13 protein-coding genes are annotated in these 18,695 nt (G+C 69.0%); 9 read left to right on the forward strand and 4 right to left on the reverse strand.

Annotation, left to right across the window (positions count from 1 at the left end; translation table 11 throughout):
- Positions 1-302: 302 nt before the first annotated feature.
- Positions 303-1,727, reverse strand: a complete 1,425-nt coding sequence (locus tag ACQEVZ_RS59675) for an IS701 family transposase (protein ID WP_433376502.1) — start codon at positions 1,725-1,727, stop codon at positions 303-305.
- A gap of 119 nt (positions 1,728-1,846) precedes the next feature.
- On the opposite strand from ACQEVZ_RS59675, the gene ACQEVZ_RS59680 reads away from it, so the two are divergent.
- Both ACQEVZ_RS59680 and ACQEVZ_RS59685 read left to right on the forward strand, forming a co-directional pair.
- Entirely contained in the window at positions 1,847-3,229 is a 1,383-nt protein-coding gene (locus ACQEVZ_RS59680; protein ID WP_433376068.1) for an IS1380 family transposase, read from the forward strand.
- A gap of 284 nt (positions 3,230-3,513) precedes the next feature.
- Positions 3,514-4,368 (forward strand): IS5 family transposase, encoded by an 855-nt coding sequence (locus tag ACQEVZ_RS59685; RefSeq protein ID WP_433385909.1) that lies wholly within the window; start codon positions 3,514-3,516, stop codon positions 4,366-4,368.
- Positions 4,369-4,399: 31 nt separating this feature from the next.
- Here the strand turns inward: ACQEVZ_RS59685 and ACQEVZ_RS59690 are convergent, their stop codons facing one another.
- Positions 4,400-5,851 carry an NF041680 family putative transposase gene (locus ACQEVZ_RS59690; RefSeq protein WP_433359946.1) on the reverse strand — a complete coding sequence of 484 codons (1,452 nt, stop codon included), beginning with the start codon at positions 5,849-5,851 and terminating at the stop codon, positions 4,400-4,402.
- A 180-nt stretch (positions 5,852-6,031) separates the two neighbouring features.
- Between ACQEVZ_RS59690 and ACQEVZ_RS59695 the strand changes: the two genes are divergently transcribed.
- The 3 genes from ACQEVZ_RS59695 to ACQEVZ_RS59705 all read left to right on the forward strand — a co-directional run bounded on the left by ACQEVZ_RS59695 (position 6,032) and on the right by ACQEVZ_RS59705 (position 7,578).
- The gene (locus tag ACQEVZ_RS59695) at positions 6,032-6,487 is read left to right on the forward strand and encodes a hypothetical protein (protein ID WP_433385912.1); all 456 of its coding nucleotides are present in this window, start codon (positions 6,032-6,034) and stop codon (positions 6,485-6,487) included.
- Positions 6,488-7,130: 643 nt separating this feature from the next.
- Complete coding sequence (locus ACQEVZ_RS59700) at positions 7,131-7,274, forward strand: hypothetical protein (RefSeq protein ID WP_433385915.1); 144 nt, start codon at positions 7,131-7,133, stop codon at positions 7,272-7,274.
- 169 nt (positions 7,275-7,443) lie between these two features.
- Positions 7,444-7,578 (forward strand): hypothetical protein, encoded by a 135-nt coding sequence (locus ACQEVZ_RS59705; RefSeq protein WP_433385918.1) that lies wholly within the window; start codon positions 7,444-7,446, stop codon positions 7,576-7,578.
- A 52-nt stretch (positions 7,579-7,630) separates the two neighbouring features.
- Here the strand turns inward: ACQEVZ_RS59705 and ACQEVZ_RS59710 are convergent, their stop codons facing one another.
- Complete coding sequence (locus ACQEVZ_RS59710; protein ID WP_433385925.1) at positions 7,631-9,658, reverse strand: hypothetical protein; 2,028 nt, start codon at positions 9,656-9,658, stop codon at positions 7,631-7,633.
- A 337-nt stretch (positions 9,659-9,995) separates the two neighbouring features.
- Between ACQEVZ_RS59710 and ACQEVZ_RS59715 the strand changes: the two genes are divergently transcribed.
- The 3 genes from ACQEVZ_RS59715 to ACQEVZ_RS59725 all read left to right on the forward strand — a co-directional run bounded on the left by ACQEVZ_RS59715 (position 9,996) and on the right by ACQEVZ_RS59725 (position 17,521).
- Positions 9,996-13,499, forward strand: a complete 3,504-nt coding sequence (locus ACQEVZ_RS59715; RefSeq protein ID WP_433385928.1) for a discoidin domain-containing protein — start codon at positions 9,996-9,998, stop codon at positions 13,497-13,499.
- Between the two features lie 177 nt (positions 13,500-13,676).
- Positions 13,677-14,591, forward strand: coding sequence for an AraC family transcriptional regulator (locus ACQEVZ_RS59720; RefSeq protein WP_354903889.1), 915 nt, complete (start codon positions 13,677-13,679; stop codon positions 14,589-14,591).
- A 209-nt stretch (positions 14,592-14,800) separates the two neighbouring features.
- Positions 14,801-17,521: a LuxR C-terminal-related transcriptional regulator gene (locus ACQEVZ_RS59725; protein WP_433386234.1), complete on the forward strand. Its 2,721-nt coding sequence runs from the start codon at positions 14,801-14,803 to the stop codon at positions 17,519-17,521.
- Here the strand turns inward: ACQEVZ_RS59725 and ACQEVZ_RS59730 are convergent.
- Positions 17,457-18,059 (reverse strand): ferritin-like domain-containing protein, encoded by a 603-nt coding sequence (locus ACQEVZ_RS59730; RefSeq protein WP_433385931.1) that lies wholly within the window; start codon positions 18,057-18,059, stop codon positions 17,457-17,459. The two genes, ACQEVZ_RS59725 and ACQEVZ_RS59730, sit on opposite strands and share 65 nt — an antisense overlap.
- Positions 18,060-18,357: 298 nt before the next feature.
- On the opposite strand from ACQEVZ_RS59730, the gene ACQEVZ_RS59735 reads away from it, so the two are divergent.
- Entirely contained in the window at positions 18,358-18,663 is a 306-nt protein-coding gene (locus ACQEVZ_RS59735; protein ID WP_344508844.1) for a putative quinol monooxygenase, read from the forward strand.
- Positions 18,664-18,695 lie beyond the last annotated feature (32 nt).

Here is an 18,695-nt window from a genome sequence, read left to right on the forward strand (position 1 = left end):
GCGATCGAAGCGGAAGTACCCGGGATCCATGCTCACTCCGGGCACCGGAACGGTTGCTTGTAAGGACGGTGCGGCTGTCCATCGAGGAGAACGTTCGCAGGCCGAGGCGGTAGGACAGGTGAGGCGCCGTCCGCCGCGATATCCAGCACGACGGTCGTGCACCGCTCCTTCCCCGTCGGGAGGCATCGAGGCTAAGCCTCGATCCGTGGATCGGATTTCGTCTGTGACGGTGTCATGGCGGTTTGGAAATGATGAGAGTGCCCTGCGGGCTGCGATGATCGGGTTTCTCTAGCGGTAGTTTGTTAGCTCAGGTGGTACAGGTACAGGGGTTGTCCACTTGCGACGGCGTCGAGGAGTGCCTGGAGCTCGGCGGGTGGGGGCCTGTTCGACCACGCCCGCCAACAGCGCCGCAACATGATCCAGGGAACGAGCCAGCCGCGGACCTCCCGGATGGTTCGGGGCCAGCACAGGGCTGCCGACGGCCTGCCGGGTGCGGGTCCCCTCTCTCGAGCACCGGGATCAGGGGGTGGTGCTGCTGGCTGTGACGGTGCTCGATCTGCTAACCAGGCATCCCAGCAGAAGCAAAACGCGCAGTTGACCAGGGTCTGATGGCGACGGATGGCGGTGTCGGAACGGGCTTGGAAATCGGCCCACCCGAGTTCGTCCTTGACCTGCTTGTAGCCCTGCTCGATCCAGTGCCGGATCCCATAGATCCACACGATCTCCGCCAGGTCCGCGGGTGGATGAGGGCTGTCGACAGCCCGGGGGCCGCCGAGTCGAGGCAGATCGGTGGCCAGATACCAGGTGGCCTTCTCCGGCAGGGTGGCCGGGTCGGCGGTGGCCACGACCAGCCGGGTCGTCCCGTCCGGCCCCCACCAGCCCAGCCGCGCCTCGGCGGCCCACCACGTCTGGGTATGCCCGTCGCGGAACGTCCGGGGCGCCGGCGTCCAGTCGCCCGGCTCTTCGGGACTGTTCCAGGCCAGGTCGCGGGCAGCGTCGACGGGGGTGTACGCCTGGTCTGCGTAGGCCCATGTCCCCCGGTGCGGTTTGAGGGCCATGACGAATGGCAGTCCCGCCGCGCGGAGGTCGGCGCGGAAGCCGTCCTGGTCGCCGTAGGCACAGTCGGCGGCCACCGCGCGGAAGACCACGCCCGACTGACGGGCTTGCACGGCCAGGTCGGCAGCGATCTGCAGCTTGGTGCGGAAGTCTGGGTCGTGCTTGCCTTTCGGGAAGTGGTGCGCGGGGGTGTAGGGCACCGCATGCAGCGGGTAGTACAGCCGCTCGTCGGCCCACAGGGTGGTCACGGTGACGATCCCGCGGTCGGTCTTGCCATAGCGGCCCAGCCACTGGTTGCCCACATGCGCGGTGGCGGTACCGTCCTTGCGGTCACCGGAATCGTCGACGACCAGCACCCCACCGGCATGCGGCGCGGTGGCGGGATCAGCCAGCAGCAACTCCACCCGCCGGGCGTTGACCTGCTCATGGTCCCAGGTGGACTCCGACAGGAAGAACTGCAGCCGTTGTACCGCCGGATGCTGAGCCCCGATGACCGGCTCAGCCCCGGCCAGACAGGTCAACGTCTTGTTCCGGTCACGCGGCGCGAGCAGCCCGGTCAGGTACTCACGAAACCCCCGACGCTGGGCCAGCCTGCCGAACAGATCATCGAAGCGGGCAGCGTAGCCCTCCAACGAACCCGGCGCCGGTGGACACCGACGACGCACAGTCATCGCTCACACCTCAGCAAACCTACAAAAGTCCGAACACTTCACGGCTATTACTGCCCAGAAGCCGCAGGCAACAAACTACCGCTAGGACCTGATCGGTGCGGCTCGGAAGGACACTCTCGGTGCAAGGATCTCATGCCTTCCGGGCGGACGGCGCGGTGTTCGACGAGGGCAATCTCGTGTCGCACGCGGGTCTGGTCCCGCTGCTGGAACTGGCTGAGCAGGCAGGCCTGTCACAGCTGCTGGATCAGCATGTGCGGTTCGTGGATGAGCGGGTCAGATCCGGGGCGGCGAACCCGACCCCGAAGCTGACCTCGATCATCGCCGGGATGGCCGCCGGCGCGGACAGCATCGACGATCTGGACGTGATCCGGGCCGGTGGGATGCGGCAGCTGTTCGGCGGGGTCTACGCCAGCACCACGCTCGGGATCTTCCTGCGTGAGTTCACCCACGGCCACACCCGGCAGCTCTCCACGGTGCTGCGCCGGCACCTGGTCGCTCTCACACAACGCACACCGGTGCTGCACGACATCGCCGAACAGGCCTTCATCGACATCGACTCGCTGCTGCGCCCGGTCTACGGCCACGCCAAACAGGGCGCCTCCTTCGGCCACACCAAAATCGCCGGAAAGACGATCCTGCGCCGCGGGCTGTCCCCGCTCGCAGCCACCATCTGCACCCGCACCACAGCACCGGTGATCGCCGCGGTCCGGCTCCGCGCCGGCCGGGCCGCATCCGCCAAAGGCGCCGCGAGCATCCTCACCGAAGCGATCAACACCGCCGTCGCCGCCGGCGCGCAACCCGGCAACCTCCTCATCCGCGGAGACTCCGCCTACGGCAACGGCAAGGTCATCACCGCAGTCCGCAACGCCGGAGCCCGGTTCTCCTTCACCCTGACCAAAACCAGCACCGTCAACGCCGCGATCGCCGCCATCGACGACGAGCAGTACACACCGGTGCACTACCCCGGCGCGGTCACCGACCCGGACACCGGCGCACTCATCTCCGACGCCCAGGTCGCCGAAATCACCTTCACCGCGTTCGCCGACAGCCACCACCGCGTCACCGCCCGACTGATCGTGCGCCGTGTCCTGGACGCCAACACCCAGGACCCGCTGTTCCCCGTCTGGCGCCACCACCCATTCCTCACCAACAACCCCGAACCCACCGCCGACGCCGACATCACCCACCGACGACACGCCATCTGCGAAACCGTCTGGTCCGACCTCATCGACGGCCCCTGGGCCCACCAACCCTCCGGTCAGTTCGGTGCCAACGCCGCCTGGACCATCCTCGCCGCCATCTGTCACAACCTGCTCCGCGCCGCGGGCACCCTCACCCGCATCCCCCGCTACGCCACCGCCCGCGGCGCCACCCTGCGCACCCACCTGATCAACATCCCCGCACGGCTGGCCCGCCCGCAACGCCGCCCGACTCTGCACCTGCCCACCCTCTGGCCCCGCGCCCACGCCTGGCTCGCCCTCTGGAAAGCCGTCTTCACCTGACCAGCGGCCCCCACCGCGCACACCGCAACGCAACACCCACCCGCAACCGACCACACGAAACCCGAGCACGCTGGCGCGGCGGGCCAGCAGCACCACCACGCCCTCAACCCCAACAAGATCAACTACACCCCACCCAAAGACCAACGCCGCAGCCGATCCACGGATCGAGGCTAAGAGCGACCGGCAATAGGTCAGGATCTGGGCGGGTGGGGACCCCGGGTGCGAGGCAGGCACGGGTCCATTGATCATCGGAGTTCTCTACGCTTCGTAACCGATGGAGTCCCGTGCCTGCGCTGCCATCATCGTTGTTCGAGCCTGTCTGGGTCCAGTTCGCCGCGCTGTGGCCTGAACAACCCGAGTTCGACCCGGCGCATCCCCTCGGTTGTCACCGCCGCCGGATCCCGGACCGGGTCGTGTTCGAGCACGTCATCGCCGCGCTGGTCCACGGATCCGGGTATGAACGCGTCGCCTCGCAGACCTGCTCGGACCGCACGATCCGCCGGCGTCTGCGGCTGTGGGCCGACGCCGGTCTCGGCGAGCAGATCCACGAGCTGGCCCTGGACGCCTACGACCGGATGATCGGCCTGGACCTGGCCGACGTCAGCGCCGACGGCGCGATCACGAAAGCACCGTGCGGCGGCGACCGGGCCGGCCGGTCACCGGTCGACCGTGGCAAGGGCGGCATGAAACGCTCGACCGGCGTGGACGGGTACGGCATCCCGCTCGGCATCGTCGGCGCCACCGCCAACCGGCACGACTCCCCGCTGCTGCGCGACACCTTCGCCGCGTGCAGCACCCAGCTGCGGCACCACTGGCCGGAACGGGTCACTGCCCATCTCGACCGCGGCTACGACAACAACCGGGCCCGTGACCTGCTCGACGAACTCGGCTTCGACGCGCAGATCGCCCGCAAGGGCGTACCCGCCCCGGTCCAGATCGGCAAACGCTGGGTGGTGGAGCGGACGAACTCGTGGATGAACGGCTTCGGCAAGATCCGCCGCTGCACCGACCGCAACGCCGCCATCGTCGACTTCTACCTGTACCTGGCCGCCGCCATCGTCACCGTCCGTCAACTCATCCAACGAGCCCGCACCCTCTACCGCTGGGACACCCGACCCACCACCCGCAGACTCAAGTGACACCTACTGCCGGTCGCTCTAAGCTTGAGTTTTATCCCTTGAGTGCCTGATTGTTGACTTTTGGTGTGTCCACTGTGGACTTCTTCTTGCCGACTGGGTAGCGGGTTCGCGGAGGCCGGGTGCTACCCACGGGACGGCCGGGACCAGGATTGGTGGTTTTCGGCCTACCGGCCGGAGTGCCCAGATGCCGGCGCAGGTTACGGAAACCCCGGCGGACCCGTCCAGGGGTCATCGACCGCCCCGCAGGGATCGTCTTCTCCCAGGGACGGCGTAGATCAGTCGTGAGGGTCTTCGCCAGCCGCAGCTGGGCGTGCGCGGCCAGGATCAGCCATGTCCAGCGTTCACCCTGCTCAGGAGTACGAATCTGCGGGGCGGTCCAGCCCAGGGTGGACTTGAGCAGCCGGAAGGTGTGTTCCACATCGAACCGGCGGAGGTAGGTCTTCCACAGCAGGTCCAGGTCAAAGACGGTGCCCGGTGGTGCGGTGTGCCACAGCCACAGGTCTTGCGGCGCCCGGTTGCCGGGCAGACGCTCGACCTGGATGCGGATCACGGTGCCAGCCACGACCGGTAGCACCCCCTCGAAGTCGGTCCAGCCGGCCTGTCTGGACAGTTTCTGGTGCAGCCCGTGCCACGCGCTGACCATCACCTCGCCGTATCGCGGGTTCTGCCCACGCAGCCGCTGATCGGGCGCCGGAAGCGCTGTCGGCTTGGACAGTTCGAACCGGCTGCCGTGCTTCCTGGGCCGGCCCGGCCGACCGTCCTTGCGTCGCTTGGGTGCCGGTGCGTAGAACACCCGGTCGCTGCGCACCCGACCCAGGACCTGCACACCCAGACCGTCGAGTCCGGCGAGATAGGTGATGCGGGTCAGGTCGTATCCGGAGTCGAACGTGAACACCGGCGCGGGCCGCCGCGCGAGCGTCCCGGCCTCCTCCAGACGGGCCAGCACATTGGCGATCTGGGCGACCGTCACCACCGTCACGTCGTCGTCCGGGCCGATACGCACCACGTCCAGCAGCGCGGTCCACGACGACGCACCCCACTCCAACCCGGCGGCGAAGGAGAACGGCCAGCCCGGAATCGTCTTGCGGGATCCGTCGCAACGGCAGGAGGTGTAGCAGTGACACAGCCCCGCAGAGGTCACCGCGTCCGGCCGTGGCCACGCCGAGGTATCCACCGCGATCTTCACCGGACCGTCGTCGGCGGGCTGCCACGACGACGCGATCAGCCCAGCCAGCTGTTCAACGTCGAGATCACCACAGGCCAGCGCGTCATACAACGCCCCGTGTCCACGCCGGAACACCTTCTCCTGCGACAGTTCCACCAGGGAGTCCACCGGACCATCAGCGGTCAACACCGCATCCACGAGCTCGAACAACGCGTCCGCGCGTCTGCTGAAGCACGCATACAATCCGGCTCGGAACGCGACCAATGCCGCACGACACACCGAGGCATCTGTTGCCACCACAGCCTGCAAACCTGGCATAGTAGGCCCCACGGCCACCCCGCATCCTTCGAAGCTTCAGCACTCCGAATGATCACGGGTGGCCGTACCCATATCCTTGCGACACACCGAAACGGCCCGGACGATCTTCTGATCGCCCGGGCCGTTGGTTAAATCTCAAGCTAAGCTGCCACCCGTCGGCTACCACGGGGGAGTTCACGCATGCTGCGGGTCGCAACGCCGGTCGCTGTACTGCTGGTGGCGGCGGGTGCACTGAGCGGCTGCAACACACCGTCGGAAGACTCGCCTCCGGCTGCGAAGGTGACCCACACGGTGACCTACGAGCTGTTCCACTCCGGTGGTCCCGGATTGAAGATCGTCGGCGCCTACAGCGACGAGCGGGGCGCGTCGGTGTCGTTCGACACCCCGCAGTCGACCTGGACGAAGCAGGTCGACGTGGTGTATCCGGACGTCACGACCGTGGTCCTCGGCGGCAACGCCGCCCCGGACGGCGACGCCGTGATCGGCACGCAGATCCCGCAGCTGCAGTGCATCCTGCGGGTCGACGGCTCGATCGTCGCCCAGCAGCACTCGCTGAGCCCGCGGTGCGAGGCGAAGCTCACCGGCACCGTCACGACACCGAAGCCCGGCTCGCCCGCGCCGTCAGCGTCCCGCTGACCCGTCAGCCTCGCAGCGGCTGCGCCAGGGCCGGTGCCCAGATCCAGTGGGCCGGGCGGGTGGCGCGCGGTTGGTAGCGTCCGCGCGCATGGGTGGCATCGGGTTCTCGATCAGCATTGACGGCGACGGTGACGTCGACACGGCGCGCGTGGCGGTGTGGGAGGAGATGCGGACGTTCGCGCAGTGGTTCCATGTGCTCGGCGGCAAGGCCTACGACGAGCTGGACCACTACCTCGACGGGCTCGAACCGGCCGCGGAGCCGCATCGGGCCGGGGACCGGCGGATGTACTGGTGGTTTCCAGCCCTGCCGGCAGCTGCCTGCGCTCGATGCTCGCCTGGGCGCACTGGTGCGCCGTCGCCGTCGCCGTCGACTGGGAGCGGGTCGGGTACGTCGCCAGGCGGCACGGGGTCACCATCACCGGGCCGCGGCCCGAAGCGACGGCGGGCGACGAGCGGTTCGTGGTCCTGCGCGACCGGCTGTGGCTCGTGGAGGACGACGGGCTGCGGGGCGACAACCTCCTGCTACCGCCCGACGAGCTGACCGAGGAGGAGACCGGCCGCGTCGACGCCGCGCGGAAGCGGTGCGGGTGCGTGGACGCAGCTGATGGCCCTCGCGCCCGAGGTGGGTCCCGACGGAAGAGACATGGCCCTGCAGGCGTTGTTCCCGTTGTACCGAGCGCCGCAGCGCACCGAGGACGAGCGCGACGCCTACCGGACGGCGCTGCGGGCCGCCCTCGCCGAGTACCGCAGCGACACCGCGTTCTACCTGCTCAAGGAGCTGGGCTAGAACGTGACCCAGCCGTCGAAGCCGCCCGGGGACGGGCAGTCGCCCCGCCCTGCACGCGCAGGGCCGGTCGCCCGAGCAGCGCTCGGCGACGGCGCGCTCGGCCGGGTCGCACCATGGTGCTTCCTCGACTACGTCCCGGGCCAGTTACCCGGTCCGGCGCCGTCGCCCCATGGATGTCACCTTCACCGGCTCGGAGGTGACGGCGCTCACCGACGGCCAGATCCTCACGGTCGGCGAGGACAACGTGTCCGAGACGGTCATGTCCTCGGCGGACTTCGAGGCGGAGGCGAAACGCCGCTGCTGACCTGCGCTTGGCGCTGGGGCCGCCCGGTTGACGTCCGGGCGGCCCTCAGGGATTACACGACGACGACGCAGGCGCCGATCTCCGACGTCGAGGCGTAGGTGGCCGCGGCCGGCATCTCGGTCGCGGTGGCCATGACCACGGTGCCGGCCGGGGTGGCGACGGGCGGTACGGTCGCCGCGACGACGTTGCCGTTGGCGTTGGTGACGACCGTGACGGCGCCGAGGAAGGTCTCCGCCGGGCTCACGCCGCCCACGCCGCAGGCCGCGGCGGCGAAGAACTCGACCCGGAACATGGTCAACGGGGTGCTGTTCAGGCGCCAGTTGATGGTGGTGACGGCCGCGGCGAAGGTGGCGGCCGTGATGATCGGGTAGTTCTGCAGGTTGTTGGCGCCTGCGTCCGGGTCCTGGAAGTCGTTGGGCACGACCGCGGGCGGCGCCAGCGCCAGGTCGAGGTTGATGCCGAGGCCGACGTTGCCGTAGTCGAGGTTGCCGAGGATGTCGTTGCCGACCGCGCCGGCGCTCAGCGCGATCCCGGCGAGGCCGTTGAAGGCAATCCGGTTCGGCGGGACGAGCGGGTCGACCGAGCCGATGTGGTTGGTGTCGGCGTCCGTGATCAGGATGCCGTTGAGGGTGTTGGACAGGGTGATCGCGCCGGTGGGGTCTGTACCGATCGCGTTGCCCCGGATCACGGTCTCGTCGGTGGCGGCGTCGAGCTCGATGCCGTTGGCGCGGTTGGTGCCGATCACGTTCGCCGATCCCGTGTTGTCACCGCCGATGATCGTCCGGTCGGCGCTGACCGTGATGCCGTTGCCGGTGTTGGGCAGCGGCACCAGCGTTCCGGCGGCACCGATCGCCGTGCCGATGCGGTTGCCCTTGATGTCCTGGTCGTTGCCGTCGACCCGGACGCCGTCGCCGTCGTTGCCGGAGATGGTGTTGCCGCCGCCCGCGTCGTCGGTGCCCAGGGAGTTGACGGTGCTGCTGCGCAGCCAGACGCCGTCGCCGCCGTTGCCGATGTCCGCCGGGCCCATCGGTCCGGGCGCGACGCCGATGAGGTTGCCGACGATCTGGTTGGACCCGGCGATCCCGTCCACCTCGAGACCCACGCCGGTGTTGCCGGACACGACGTTGGCGGTGCCGGTGAGGAAGCCGCCGATCTCATTGGAGTTGCTGCTCACCTCGATGCCGCTGTCGTTGGCGAGGGCCGCGGTGGCGGTCGCGTTGACGCCGATCAGGTTGCCGTGGACGATCGTGAAGTCGGCGCCGTTGTCGATGTCGAGGCCGATGCCGGGGTTGCCGGAGATGACGTTGCCGCCGCCGGCCTGGTCGCTGCCGATCTGGTTGCCGGCACCGTTCACCAGGATGCCGCCACTGCCGTTGCCGAGCGCGTTCGTGCCGGTCGCGTCGCTGCCGATGCGGTTGCCGAGCACCTTGGTGCCGGTGCCCTGCAGTTCGACGCCGTACAGCCGGTTGCCGGAGATGAGGTTGCGGTCGGCCGGGTGCTCGCCGCCGATCTGGTTGTCGGCGCCGAGGACGATCACGCCGGAGTCGTTGTTCTGCAGGGCGACCGCGCCGGCGTTGCCCGTGCCGATGTAGTTGCCGCGGATGAGGTTGTGATCGCCGCGCACGCAGATGCCGGCGCCGCCGCAGTCGCCGCCGGCCCCGGCGACGCTGTTGATGACGAGCCCGGACACGGCGCTGTTGTCGGCGTCGATGGTCAGGCCGGTGGTCATGAACGTTCCGTTGATGACCACGGTGAGCGTGGCCGGGGTGGTCGCGGTCGCCGGGGACGCGCCCGGTTCGGTGTAGCCGGCGATGATCAGCGGATCGGTGATCGCCGGCAGGTCGCTCTGCGGGACGATCACCCGCGGCCCGGCGCCGGGCAGGGCGAACGTGATCGAGTCGAGCCCGGGGCTGCCGTTGGCCATGTCGATGGCGTCCCGCAGCGACCCGGCCCCGATGTCGTTGACGTTCGTGACGACGTAGATCGCGAAGGCGTTCGCCGGAGGCGCGGGCATCCCAAGGGCGGCGCAGGTGAGCACCAGGGCGGTGATCGCCGCCCGGCGGATGGTCGATCGGTTCAAAGCCGTTTCCTTTCGCCACGCCGGCCGAACGGTTCGGCCGGTCGAGTCGTGGCTCAGGGTGTCGACCAGGCCTGCCATGCACCTTGCACAAACCTTCGCCGCGCAGGCCGGCGCCGCTTCCGCGGCCGCACGCGCACGCCCATGGCCCATGCCCGCCTCGCGTGCCATGCCCGCGGATGGCGCAGACCGGCCCACGTGAGCCTGCAAGACGAACGGCCCTGACGCGACGACGGTGGGCGCGGTCGGCCTGTGCGAGGTCCGGTGTGCATTTGTGCATGTGAATTGCACGCGGGCGTTGAGTGTCCCCACCTACGCTCCGCCGGCACGACCAATCCGAGTGCATCGTCCGGTGGCCGCGCGCCGTGGTCATGATCCGCTGCCGCGCCACGGAAAGTACAACGAAGGAGAACAAGTGGTCAAAATAGGATATCGAAGGGCCCGTCCAGGTCCCTTCGCCGGCCGATGGGGTCGGCTGCTGGCGGGTGTGCTGGTGGCGCTGGCCGTCAGCACGGGCAACGTGGTGGTGCTGCCGACGACGGCGCACGCGGCGCCCGTCTCGACCGACCCGGAACAGCGCCGCCGGGGCCTGTTCTCGGCGTACATGCGCAGCCGGACGAGTGGTCATGAGGGCCTGCGCAACATGTACGTCAGCGCGGAGATGGTCGGCTTCAAGCAGCTGAACCCGAACGCCACGGCGAGGCAGGTGCTCGAACACGGCGTCAAGATGAACGAGTACTACAAGAGCCACCTGGTCGCCGACGACCTGGAACGCCCGATGTACCTGTTGGCGACCAAGCTTCTCGAGTTGACCGCGAAGAATCCGGCCGGCTCGATCGCCGCCCCCATCCTGCAGCAGATGATGCAGGAGACGCTCGGCAAGCAGCTGACCAAGTACGGGACGATGGTCGACGAGATCTATGCGTCGCAGTTCGAGAGCGCATACCTCACCCAGGTCTTCCAGGTCATGGACAACCAGTGGACCGCGGTAGCCACCTACGGCGCCAACGACCCGGAGTTCCGCGCCGCGTGGAACGGCTACATCGGCGCCCTGTACGGCGTCTCGGCCGACGCCACCGTGGAGGCGCTCGAGGCCGACCCGCTGATCGGTACGTTCGTCGACGTACAGGCGCTGAAGGATCTCCAGGTCAACTCCGATCTCTACATCGCGGAGGGCAACCGGCAGCTGACCAAGCTGCTCAAGGAGATCAACGCGCAGGTCGGCGCGACCAACACGGAGCTCGATCGGTTGAACACCAAGTTCCCCGTGCAGGGCGCCAACCCGAGCCCGTCCGACTATGAGGTGGCGAAGGCCAACGCGGCGGCCCGGCAGGTGTGGATCGACCAGGCGGCGGGCGCGGTGAAGCTGCTGTCGATCCTGGTCGGCTTCGCTAACAAGGATGCGGGCAAGTTCGTGTCGGTCGCCGGGAACGCGGCCGTCCAGATCGCCACGGCGGTCAACAACTTCCTGCCCACGATCGCGGCCAAGGGTCTGACCGGCGCGCTGTTCTCGATGACCGGCATCGGGCTGGCCGCCAACGTGCTCGGCGCTGTCCAGTCGCTGTTGCCGCTGTTCGCGTCTGGGCCGTCACCGGAGCAGCAGATCCTCGAGCAGATGACGGCACTGAAGGAGCAGGTCAAGGACCTCAAGAACGAGATGAACGAGCGGTTCGACCGCATCGAGACGGCTCTGGGGAATCTCTACGACGCGCTGTACGACCAGTTCGACGTGGTGGTGAAGCTGCACCAGGCGACCCAGGCCCAGCTCCAGACGATCACGGCCAACCTCGCCAAGCTGACGGAGCAGGTGGACTACTGGGGTCATGCACTCCTCACGGCCGACCAGCAGGCCGGGAAGGACGCCGTCATCACGACGATGAACAACTCGCTGGACTACCGGTTCAGAGCCGGCCGGGAGATGTCGTCCACCTACTACTTCGACGCGGCGACGTCCCTGCAGGGTGCCGCGTCGAACAAGAGCACAGTTCACCCGCAGGCCGCGCCACTCGGCGTGCAAGCTCCGGAGAACGCGCTGCGCGACTACGGGCAGTACGGTTCCATCGCATGGCTGAACCAGTACGCCTACGCGAATCTCGGTCTGCCGCAGACGAGCAGAGTCAGCGACACGCCATCGGTGGAGTTCTGGCTGCTGGCCGCCGAGGGTTACAAGACGCTGCTCGCGCAGAACCCGGCGCAGGCATCGACAGTCAACGGCGTGACGACTGACGTCACCGCCGCGGGCGAGGCCATCCAGTATGCGGTGCGGCAGTTCAGCCTGCCACAGCCGGCAGGAGGCCCGCGGCTGAACCCGGTCTTCACGAAGTTGCTGGAGACCTACCGCACCACCGCGTCCGCGATGGCCACCGAGTTCCAGAAGAAGGAGCTCGCCGCGCTGAACCAGGCCACGGACGTCAACATCGCCGGACTGCCCAGCCAGCAGGTGCCGAAGCCGGCCGAAGAGCCGGGCGGCATCTCCGTCTGCGCCGGGTCCGGCATGACCGCCTCCCGCCCGAGCAACGTGGTCAGCCTGGACCTGAATGAGTTGTGGGTCGCCAACCGCGGACGGGCTGAGACCCCGGTGCAGACCTGCTACCAGGCCGCGTGGGTCAACATGACCGAGCCGCCGGAGCAAACCGACAAGCCCTACGCGCTCTACGCCGACCTGGAGGTGCAGTTCCGGGTGCAGCAGGTGTGGAACGGCCAGCCGGTCGTCGCGCGCACCTGGACGAAGGTGATCCCGTACGGGAAAATGGCGCAGGTCTACCCGCCGCGGGACACCCGCAAGTCGTGGCTGACCAAACCCGACGACGCGATGCGGGCGAACTGGGTGTCGACGTACAAGGCGACGTTCCAGCAGTCCGCCACCCGCTCCGACAATGGCGAAGCGGTGCGGAAGGTGCGTGACTGGCTGTACGGCGCAGCCGGGCAGTACTACGCAGACGTGACGCGAGAGCTGGTCACACCCGGTACGACGCTCAACAGCCTCAACACGACGCTCACCCGGACCGTCATGCTGCTCGAGGCATACACGAAGCTCGGCTTCGCGAAGTCGATGCGGCAGGACGAGAGGGTCGGGCTCTACCTGCTGGGGACGGAGCGGGTGCCGTCGGACCACGGCGAGCAGCGGGTGCTGGCGCCGTTCCTGACCGCTCGCGACAACTACTGCTCGTCCGTGGCGGGCGACGGCAAGTGCGTGGTGAAGGCCCCGGAGGAAGGCAAGCCGGAGCCGACCGCGACCGCCGGCCAGAACCCGACGTTCGTTCCCTGCACGAACTACACCACGAAGGATCCGATTGGAGGGTGCTTCAACGAGCTGCAGGGCGCCCGGTCCGAGCTGCTGCGGCAGCGCCTCGAGGAAGCCACCGTCCGGATCGCCACCGTGCCGGGATTCACCGAGGGTATCGCCGCGGTGGACTACATGCTCGGCGCCATCCAGACGGCCGAGCAGGTCGCCAAGCACCCGCTCGACCTGGCCTACGGGAAGCCCGCGACCGCGTCCAGCGTGGAGATCCCGGCCCTGGCGGCGATGTACGCCGTGGACGGCGACCCCGGCACCCGGTGGTCGAGCCTGTACAGCGACCCGCAGTGGCTGCAGGTCGACCTCGGCTCGACGAAGTCGATCTCCCGGGTGCGGCTGACCTGGGAGTTCGCGTACGCGCGGGGCTACGAGGTCAAGTTGTCCAACGACGGGACCAACTGGGACACGGTCTACTCGACGGGTGAAGGGGACGGCGGCGTGGACGACCTCACGGTGGAGAGATCGGGCCGCTACCTGCGGATCTACGGCACCGCCCGGGGCACGTCGTATGGCTACTCGCTGTGGTCGGTCGAGGCCTTCGCATGACGTCCCTCTGACGGCAAGGCGTCGCGGCGCGCGGGCAACGCGCGCCGCGACACCTTGCACGGGACGGCGTGCTCCCGGCGCTTCCGGCTTCCATGGACGATCCACCACCGATCCCGCCGTGCGCCGCGGAGTCGCGGGCGGTGGGCTCCGGCCCTGAGCGATGCTTCAATGATGACCATGCCGCTCGACGAGTTGCGCCACTTGCTCGCCCGTCACGCTCGGCGCGATCTGAGCTCGCCCATCGATGACGTCCGTATCTTCCGGGCAGACCGGCCCAACCCGCCGACGCCGACCACCTACGGCAAGGTGCTGGCTCTCGTCGCCCAGGGCACCAAACGCTTCGCGCTGAACGACCGGCTGTACGAATATCACGCTGGGCAGTACGTCATCGCCTCGGTCGACCTGCCCGTGACCGCGTACTTCGCACGGGCCAGTCCGGAGGAACCCGCGCTCGGCTTCGGCCTGACCCTGCGACCGGCCGTCGTCGCCGAGGTGCTCCTGCGGGCCGACCCGGCGGGACTGCCGGACGCCTCTCCCGGCACGCCGCCCGGCCTGGCCGTCAGCACCGCCCCCGCCGAGTTGATCGACGCCGTCGTCCGTCTTGTGCGCCTGCTCGACCAGCCCCGGGACATCCCCATGATCGCACCCCTGATCAAGCAGGAGATCATCTGGCGGCTGCTCACCGGTGAACAGAGCAGCATGCTGCGCCAGTTCGGCCTGCCCGACAGCAGCCTCAGTCACATCGCGCGCGCTGTGCAGTGGATCCGCGACAACTACGCGCAAAGCTTCCGGGTCGAGGAGGTGGCACAGCAGGCAGGCATGAGCGTCTCCGCGTTCCACCGCAACTTCCAGGCCGTCACCTCGATGAGCCCCATCCAGTACCAGAAACAGATCCGACTGCAACGCGCCAGGCTGCTGCTCGCCGCGAACCCCGGGGACATCGCCGGGATCAGCCGCCGCGTCGGCTACGAGAGCCCGGCGCAGTTCAGCCGCGAGTACCGCCGGCTCTTCGGTGGTCCGCCGCGCCGGGACGCCGCCCGCCTCAACCCTCATGCTCGAACCAACGCACCGGCGAACCCCAGCAGCGGTTGATCAGAACTCGCCTTCTCTTGCTTGATTCTGCCCGCCTGCCCGGCCGGCCGCTTCTGCGATGGTTTCCGATGTAGCCTGCCCGAACAGAGACCCCTTGGTTGTCCTGTAGTCGGTACGAGGTCGGCTGATGGCCGGCAAGCAGACAACGGGCGTGTAGGTGCGGGGAGGCCGGTATCGAGCTGTTCGGGCGTCACGCTGAGCTGGCACAGATCTCCGGCTTCCTCGACGGTGTACGACGTGGCGGTGACGTCCGGCTGATCTGCGGCGAACCGGGTGTCGGCAAGTCTTCTCTCATGACTGCCGCGGAGGAACTCGCCATCTCCGCCGGGATGCGGGTGCTGCGGGCGTCCGGGTCGGAGTTCGAAGCCGACGTCAGCTACTCCTGTCTCAACCAGTTGTTCCTGCCCGTGCACGCCGACCTGGACCGTCTCCCGTCCGGTCCGCGCGAGGCGCTGTCAGTGGCGCTCGGCTTCGGCGCCGGCGCGCTTCCGGACGTCCTTCTGGTCTGCAACGCCGCGCTGCTGCTTGTCGCGGAGGTCGCGGCCGACGTGCCGGTCGTCCTGGTGGTCGACGACGTGCACTGGATCGATCGCGCGACCGCGGTCGTCCTCGGATTCATCGCCCGGCGGCTGGCGGGCCGCCGGGCCGGGCTGCTGGTCTCGGCCAGAACGGAAACGGTGAGCTTCCTCGACCTGCGCGGGCTGTTGGAGCAGGTCGTCGAGCCGCTCGGCAACGAGGCGGCCGGGCGGCTGGTCGACGCCCATCACCCGCAGATGCCGGCGACGGTACGGCGCCGCCTGCTCGACCTCGCACAGGGCAATCCCCTCGCGTTGCTGGAGCTGCCGTCCACGCTGCTGGGTTCCGTTCAACGCGCCGGGACGCAACCCGAGGTGGTCCCTCTCAGCGACCGGCTACAGGCGGTCTTCGCGGCACGCCTCGCCGGACTGCCCGAAGCGACCCGACAGGTACTGCTGCTCGCTGCCTTCGAGGGCGCCGGCGACGTCCGGGTGCTCCGCGCGGCCCTGTCCGACCGGTCCAGCCTGGCCGACCTGGCCCCCGCGGAGCGCGCGCATCTCGTGCGCGTGGACGACGCTACCGCCCGGATGGCGTTCCGGCATCCGCTGATCCGGTCGGCGATCGTGGCGATGTCCACTCATGAGGAACGCCGCAGCGCGCACATCGCCCTCGCAGGCGCCCTCGTCGAAGACCGGGAACGCCGCGCATGGCACCTGGCGGCGGCCGCCACCGGCTTGGACGAGGCGGTGGCGGAACTCCTCGAGGACGCGGCGCATCGCGTGATGCTCCGCGGGGATGCGCTCGCCGCGATCGCGGCCCTGGTTCGCGCCGCTGAACTGAGCAGCACCAGCGCCGGCCGGGGACGGCGGCTCGCGGAGGCGGCGTACATCGGCGCGGAGGCCAGCGGCGCCATCGACGATGCCAAGATCCTGCTGACCGATGCACGCCGAGCTTCGCCGGACTCCGCCGGCTCGCTGCACGCGGCCAACGCGGCCGTCTTCCTCATGATCAACACGGATGGCGACGTGAATACCGCGCACCGGCTGCTGGCCGGCGCCATCGAGACCGGCGACCACGGCTACCGCGCCGACGATCCCGCCCTCATCGAGTCCATGCACACGCTGCTGCTGTTGTGCTGGTACGGGAGCACGCCGGACTACTGGAAACCGTTCTTCTCCGTCCTGCGAAGGCTCCAGCCCCAGCCGCCGGACGTACTCGCGCTGGCGAGCGAGAGTTTCGCCGATCCGGTACGCACCGGGACGGCTGCGCTGCCGAGGGTCGACGCGATCCTGCAGACGCTGACCGACGATGCGGATCCCACCCGCATCATGCGGATCGGCACGGCCTCGGTCTATCTCGATCGCCTCGGCGACTGCCGGGAGTCGTCCTGGCGCCTGGTCCAGCAGGGTCGGGAGGGCGGAGCACCCCGCCGGCACCTCGGGGCCCTGATGCACCTGTGCCTCGACGACTATCTGGTCGGACGGTGGGACGAGGCTGAGGAACTCGCGGCCGAGGGGCAGCGGATCTGCGACACGAGCGGCTTTCCGTTCTTCGCATGGTATTTCCGGTACAACCGGGCGATCCTCGCCGCTGGCCGGGGGCGTTTCGAGGAGGCGTACGCGCTTGCCGACGAGATCACCCACTGGGCGCTGCCCCGTGGCGTGGCGGCCGCCGCACTGTTCGCCCATCATCCGCGGGCGCTCGCCGCCCTGGGGCAAGGTGACTACGACGCCGCGTTCGGGCACGCCGCCGCCATGAGCCCGCCCGGTGTCCTCGCCTCTCATGTGCCGCACTGCACGTGGGTCATGTTCGACCTGGTCGAGGCGGCCGTACGCACCGGGCGTACGGTCGAGGCCAGGGCCCACGTCGAGGCGATGCGCACCGCGAACGTGGCGGCGCTGTCGCCGCGCATGGCCCTGCTCCAGGCCGGCGCCGAGGCTCTTGTCCTCGACGGCGATGAACCGGCGACCCGTCTGGAAGCGGTGCTGGCCGGTGCCGCGGCGAAACGGTGGCTGTTCGACGGGTCCCGGGCGCAGTTGGTCCTGGGCGAGAAACTCCGTCGGAGCCGGTCATCAGCGGAGGCCCGCCGGCACCTTCTCGCCGCGCGCGACGGATTCGCCGCCATGGCGGCCGAACCGTGGCTCGCCAGGGTCGACGGGGAGCTGCGCGCGTCCGGGCACCGGCCGGCCCCGCAGCAGCGGGGCGGTCTGAGCGCGTTGACGGCGCAGGAACTGCAGATCGCGCAGCTGGCGGCGAGCGGCATGACGAACAAGCAGATCGCCGAGCGCCTGTATCTGTCGCACCGGACAGTCGGCGCTCACCTGTACCGGATCTTCCCCAAGCTGGGCGTCACGTCCCGGGCCGGACTCCGGGACGCGATGTCGCCGCCTGCTGCTGAGAAGACTGCGCGCTGAGCTCGTCGGCCTGCGTCTCCTTCTCCTCGAGCAGCCGCTCCAGCAGCCGCCTGCTGGTGGGATCGTCGTTGCCGATCCAGCGCACCGCCTCCTGCAACGTCTGAACGAGAATCCGCACCCCGACGAGGTTCTGCGTCACGATGCCGGCGAGGTCGCCGTCGCCGAACGTCCGGAAGGCGACCCGGGACCGGGCGCTCAGGTGCTGCGGGTCGTACTCGCCGGCGAACCCGAGCTGCCGGATCCGCGCCGCGAGCAGCCGTGCGCCACCGCGGTCCGCGTCGGCGCAGGCGAACAGGAACCCCGCGAGCGGCCGGCCCGACGGCGCGCGGACGACGATCGCGTGCTGCTCGTACTGCAACGACGACACGACCAAACTGGCCAGCAGCACGTTGAGCAGACGCGTGGTCGCCACCAGATCGACGCGGTTCGACGGCGTGACGGGCCCGTCGTCCAGGTCGAACAGGGCACGGTCGCGGACCTCGCGCGTACGCAGCACGGCGGGCGGCGATGCGGGTTCTTCCCGTCCTGATGGCGTCACGTCATCGATGGTGGAACGCGGCCCGCACCACATGCATCCGTCAAACGACCTAACCGACGGCCGGAGTACCGCCGCTGGGCGGCACTACCGGCCCAGAACCGGGTCGCTGTGATCGGTCACACCCGCCCCGCGCGCCGGCCGTTCCGGCATGACCGGTTAGGTCATCCGCCGCCGGCGGGCCGGATCCTCGAAGTCGGATGACTGATGAAGCCCGATCGGGCCGCATCGACAGTGGAGCTCGTACACATCACGGCGATCGCCGCCGGATCACGGCGGCACCGAACGAGGAGATTGGCCGATGACCATCAGCTACGGCTTCCACGCCACCATGACCGCCCAGCCCGGAAAGGGCGACGAGCTGGTCGGCTTCCTGCTCACGTCGCCGTCGCTGGCGAACGAGGACTGCGTCGTCTTCCTGATCGGCCGCTCGGCCGGCAACCCCGACGTCGTCCACGTCACCGAAGGTTGGACGACCGAGGAGGCGCACCACGGGTTCTTCGCCACCGACGCTGCGCGGACGCTGATGGCGCAGCTCCAGCCGCTGATCGCGGGCGAGCCGGAATACGTCGACGAAGTGCCGATCGGCGGCAAGGCAGCCATCTGAGACCGCCGAAGGACAACCGGCCGTTCCCGACC

It is taken from the genome of Dactylosporangium sp. CA-152071 (assembly GCF_050936335.1).
GTDB lineage: Bacteria > Actinomycetota > Actinomycetes > Mycobacteriales > Micromonosporaceae > Dactylosporangium > Dactylosporangium maewongense.

What these genes read in the sequence shown, in the direction of transcription:
- ACQEVZ_RS59675 (WP_433376502.1), bottom strand. Translation starts at nt 1,727, where the DNA reads ATGACTGTGCGTCGTCGGTGTCCACCGGCGCCGGGTTCGTTGGAGGGC.
- ACQEVZ_RS59690 (WP_433359946.1), bottom strand. Translation starts at nt 5,851, where the DNA reads ATGCCAGGTTTGCAGGCTGTGGTGGCAACAGATGCCTCGGTGTGTCGT.
- ACQEVZ_RS59695 (WP_433385912.1), top strand. Translation starts at nt 6,032, where the DNA reads ATGCTGCGGGTCGCAACGCCGGTCGCTGTACTGCTGGTGGCGGCGGGT.
- ACQEVZ_RS59700 (WP_433385915.1), top strand. Translation starts at nt 7,131, where the DNA reads ATGGCCCTGCAGGCGTTGTTCCCGTTGTACCGAGCGCCGCAGCGCACC.
- ACQEVZ_RS59705 (WP_433385918.1), top strand. Translation starts at nt 7,444, where the DNA reads ATGGATGTCACCTTCACCGGCTCGGAGGTGACGGCGCTCACCGACGGC.
- ACQEVZ_RS59720 (WP_354903889.1), top strand. Translation starts at nt 13,677, where the DNA reads ATGCCGCTCGACGAGTTGCGCCACTTGCTCGCCCGTCACGCTCGGCGC.
- ACQEVZ_RS59735 (WP_344508844.1), top strand. Translation starts at nt 18,358, where the DNA reads ATGACCATCAGCTACGGCTTCCACGCCACCATGACCGCCCAGCCCGGA.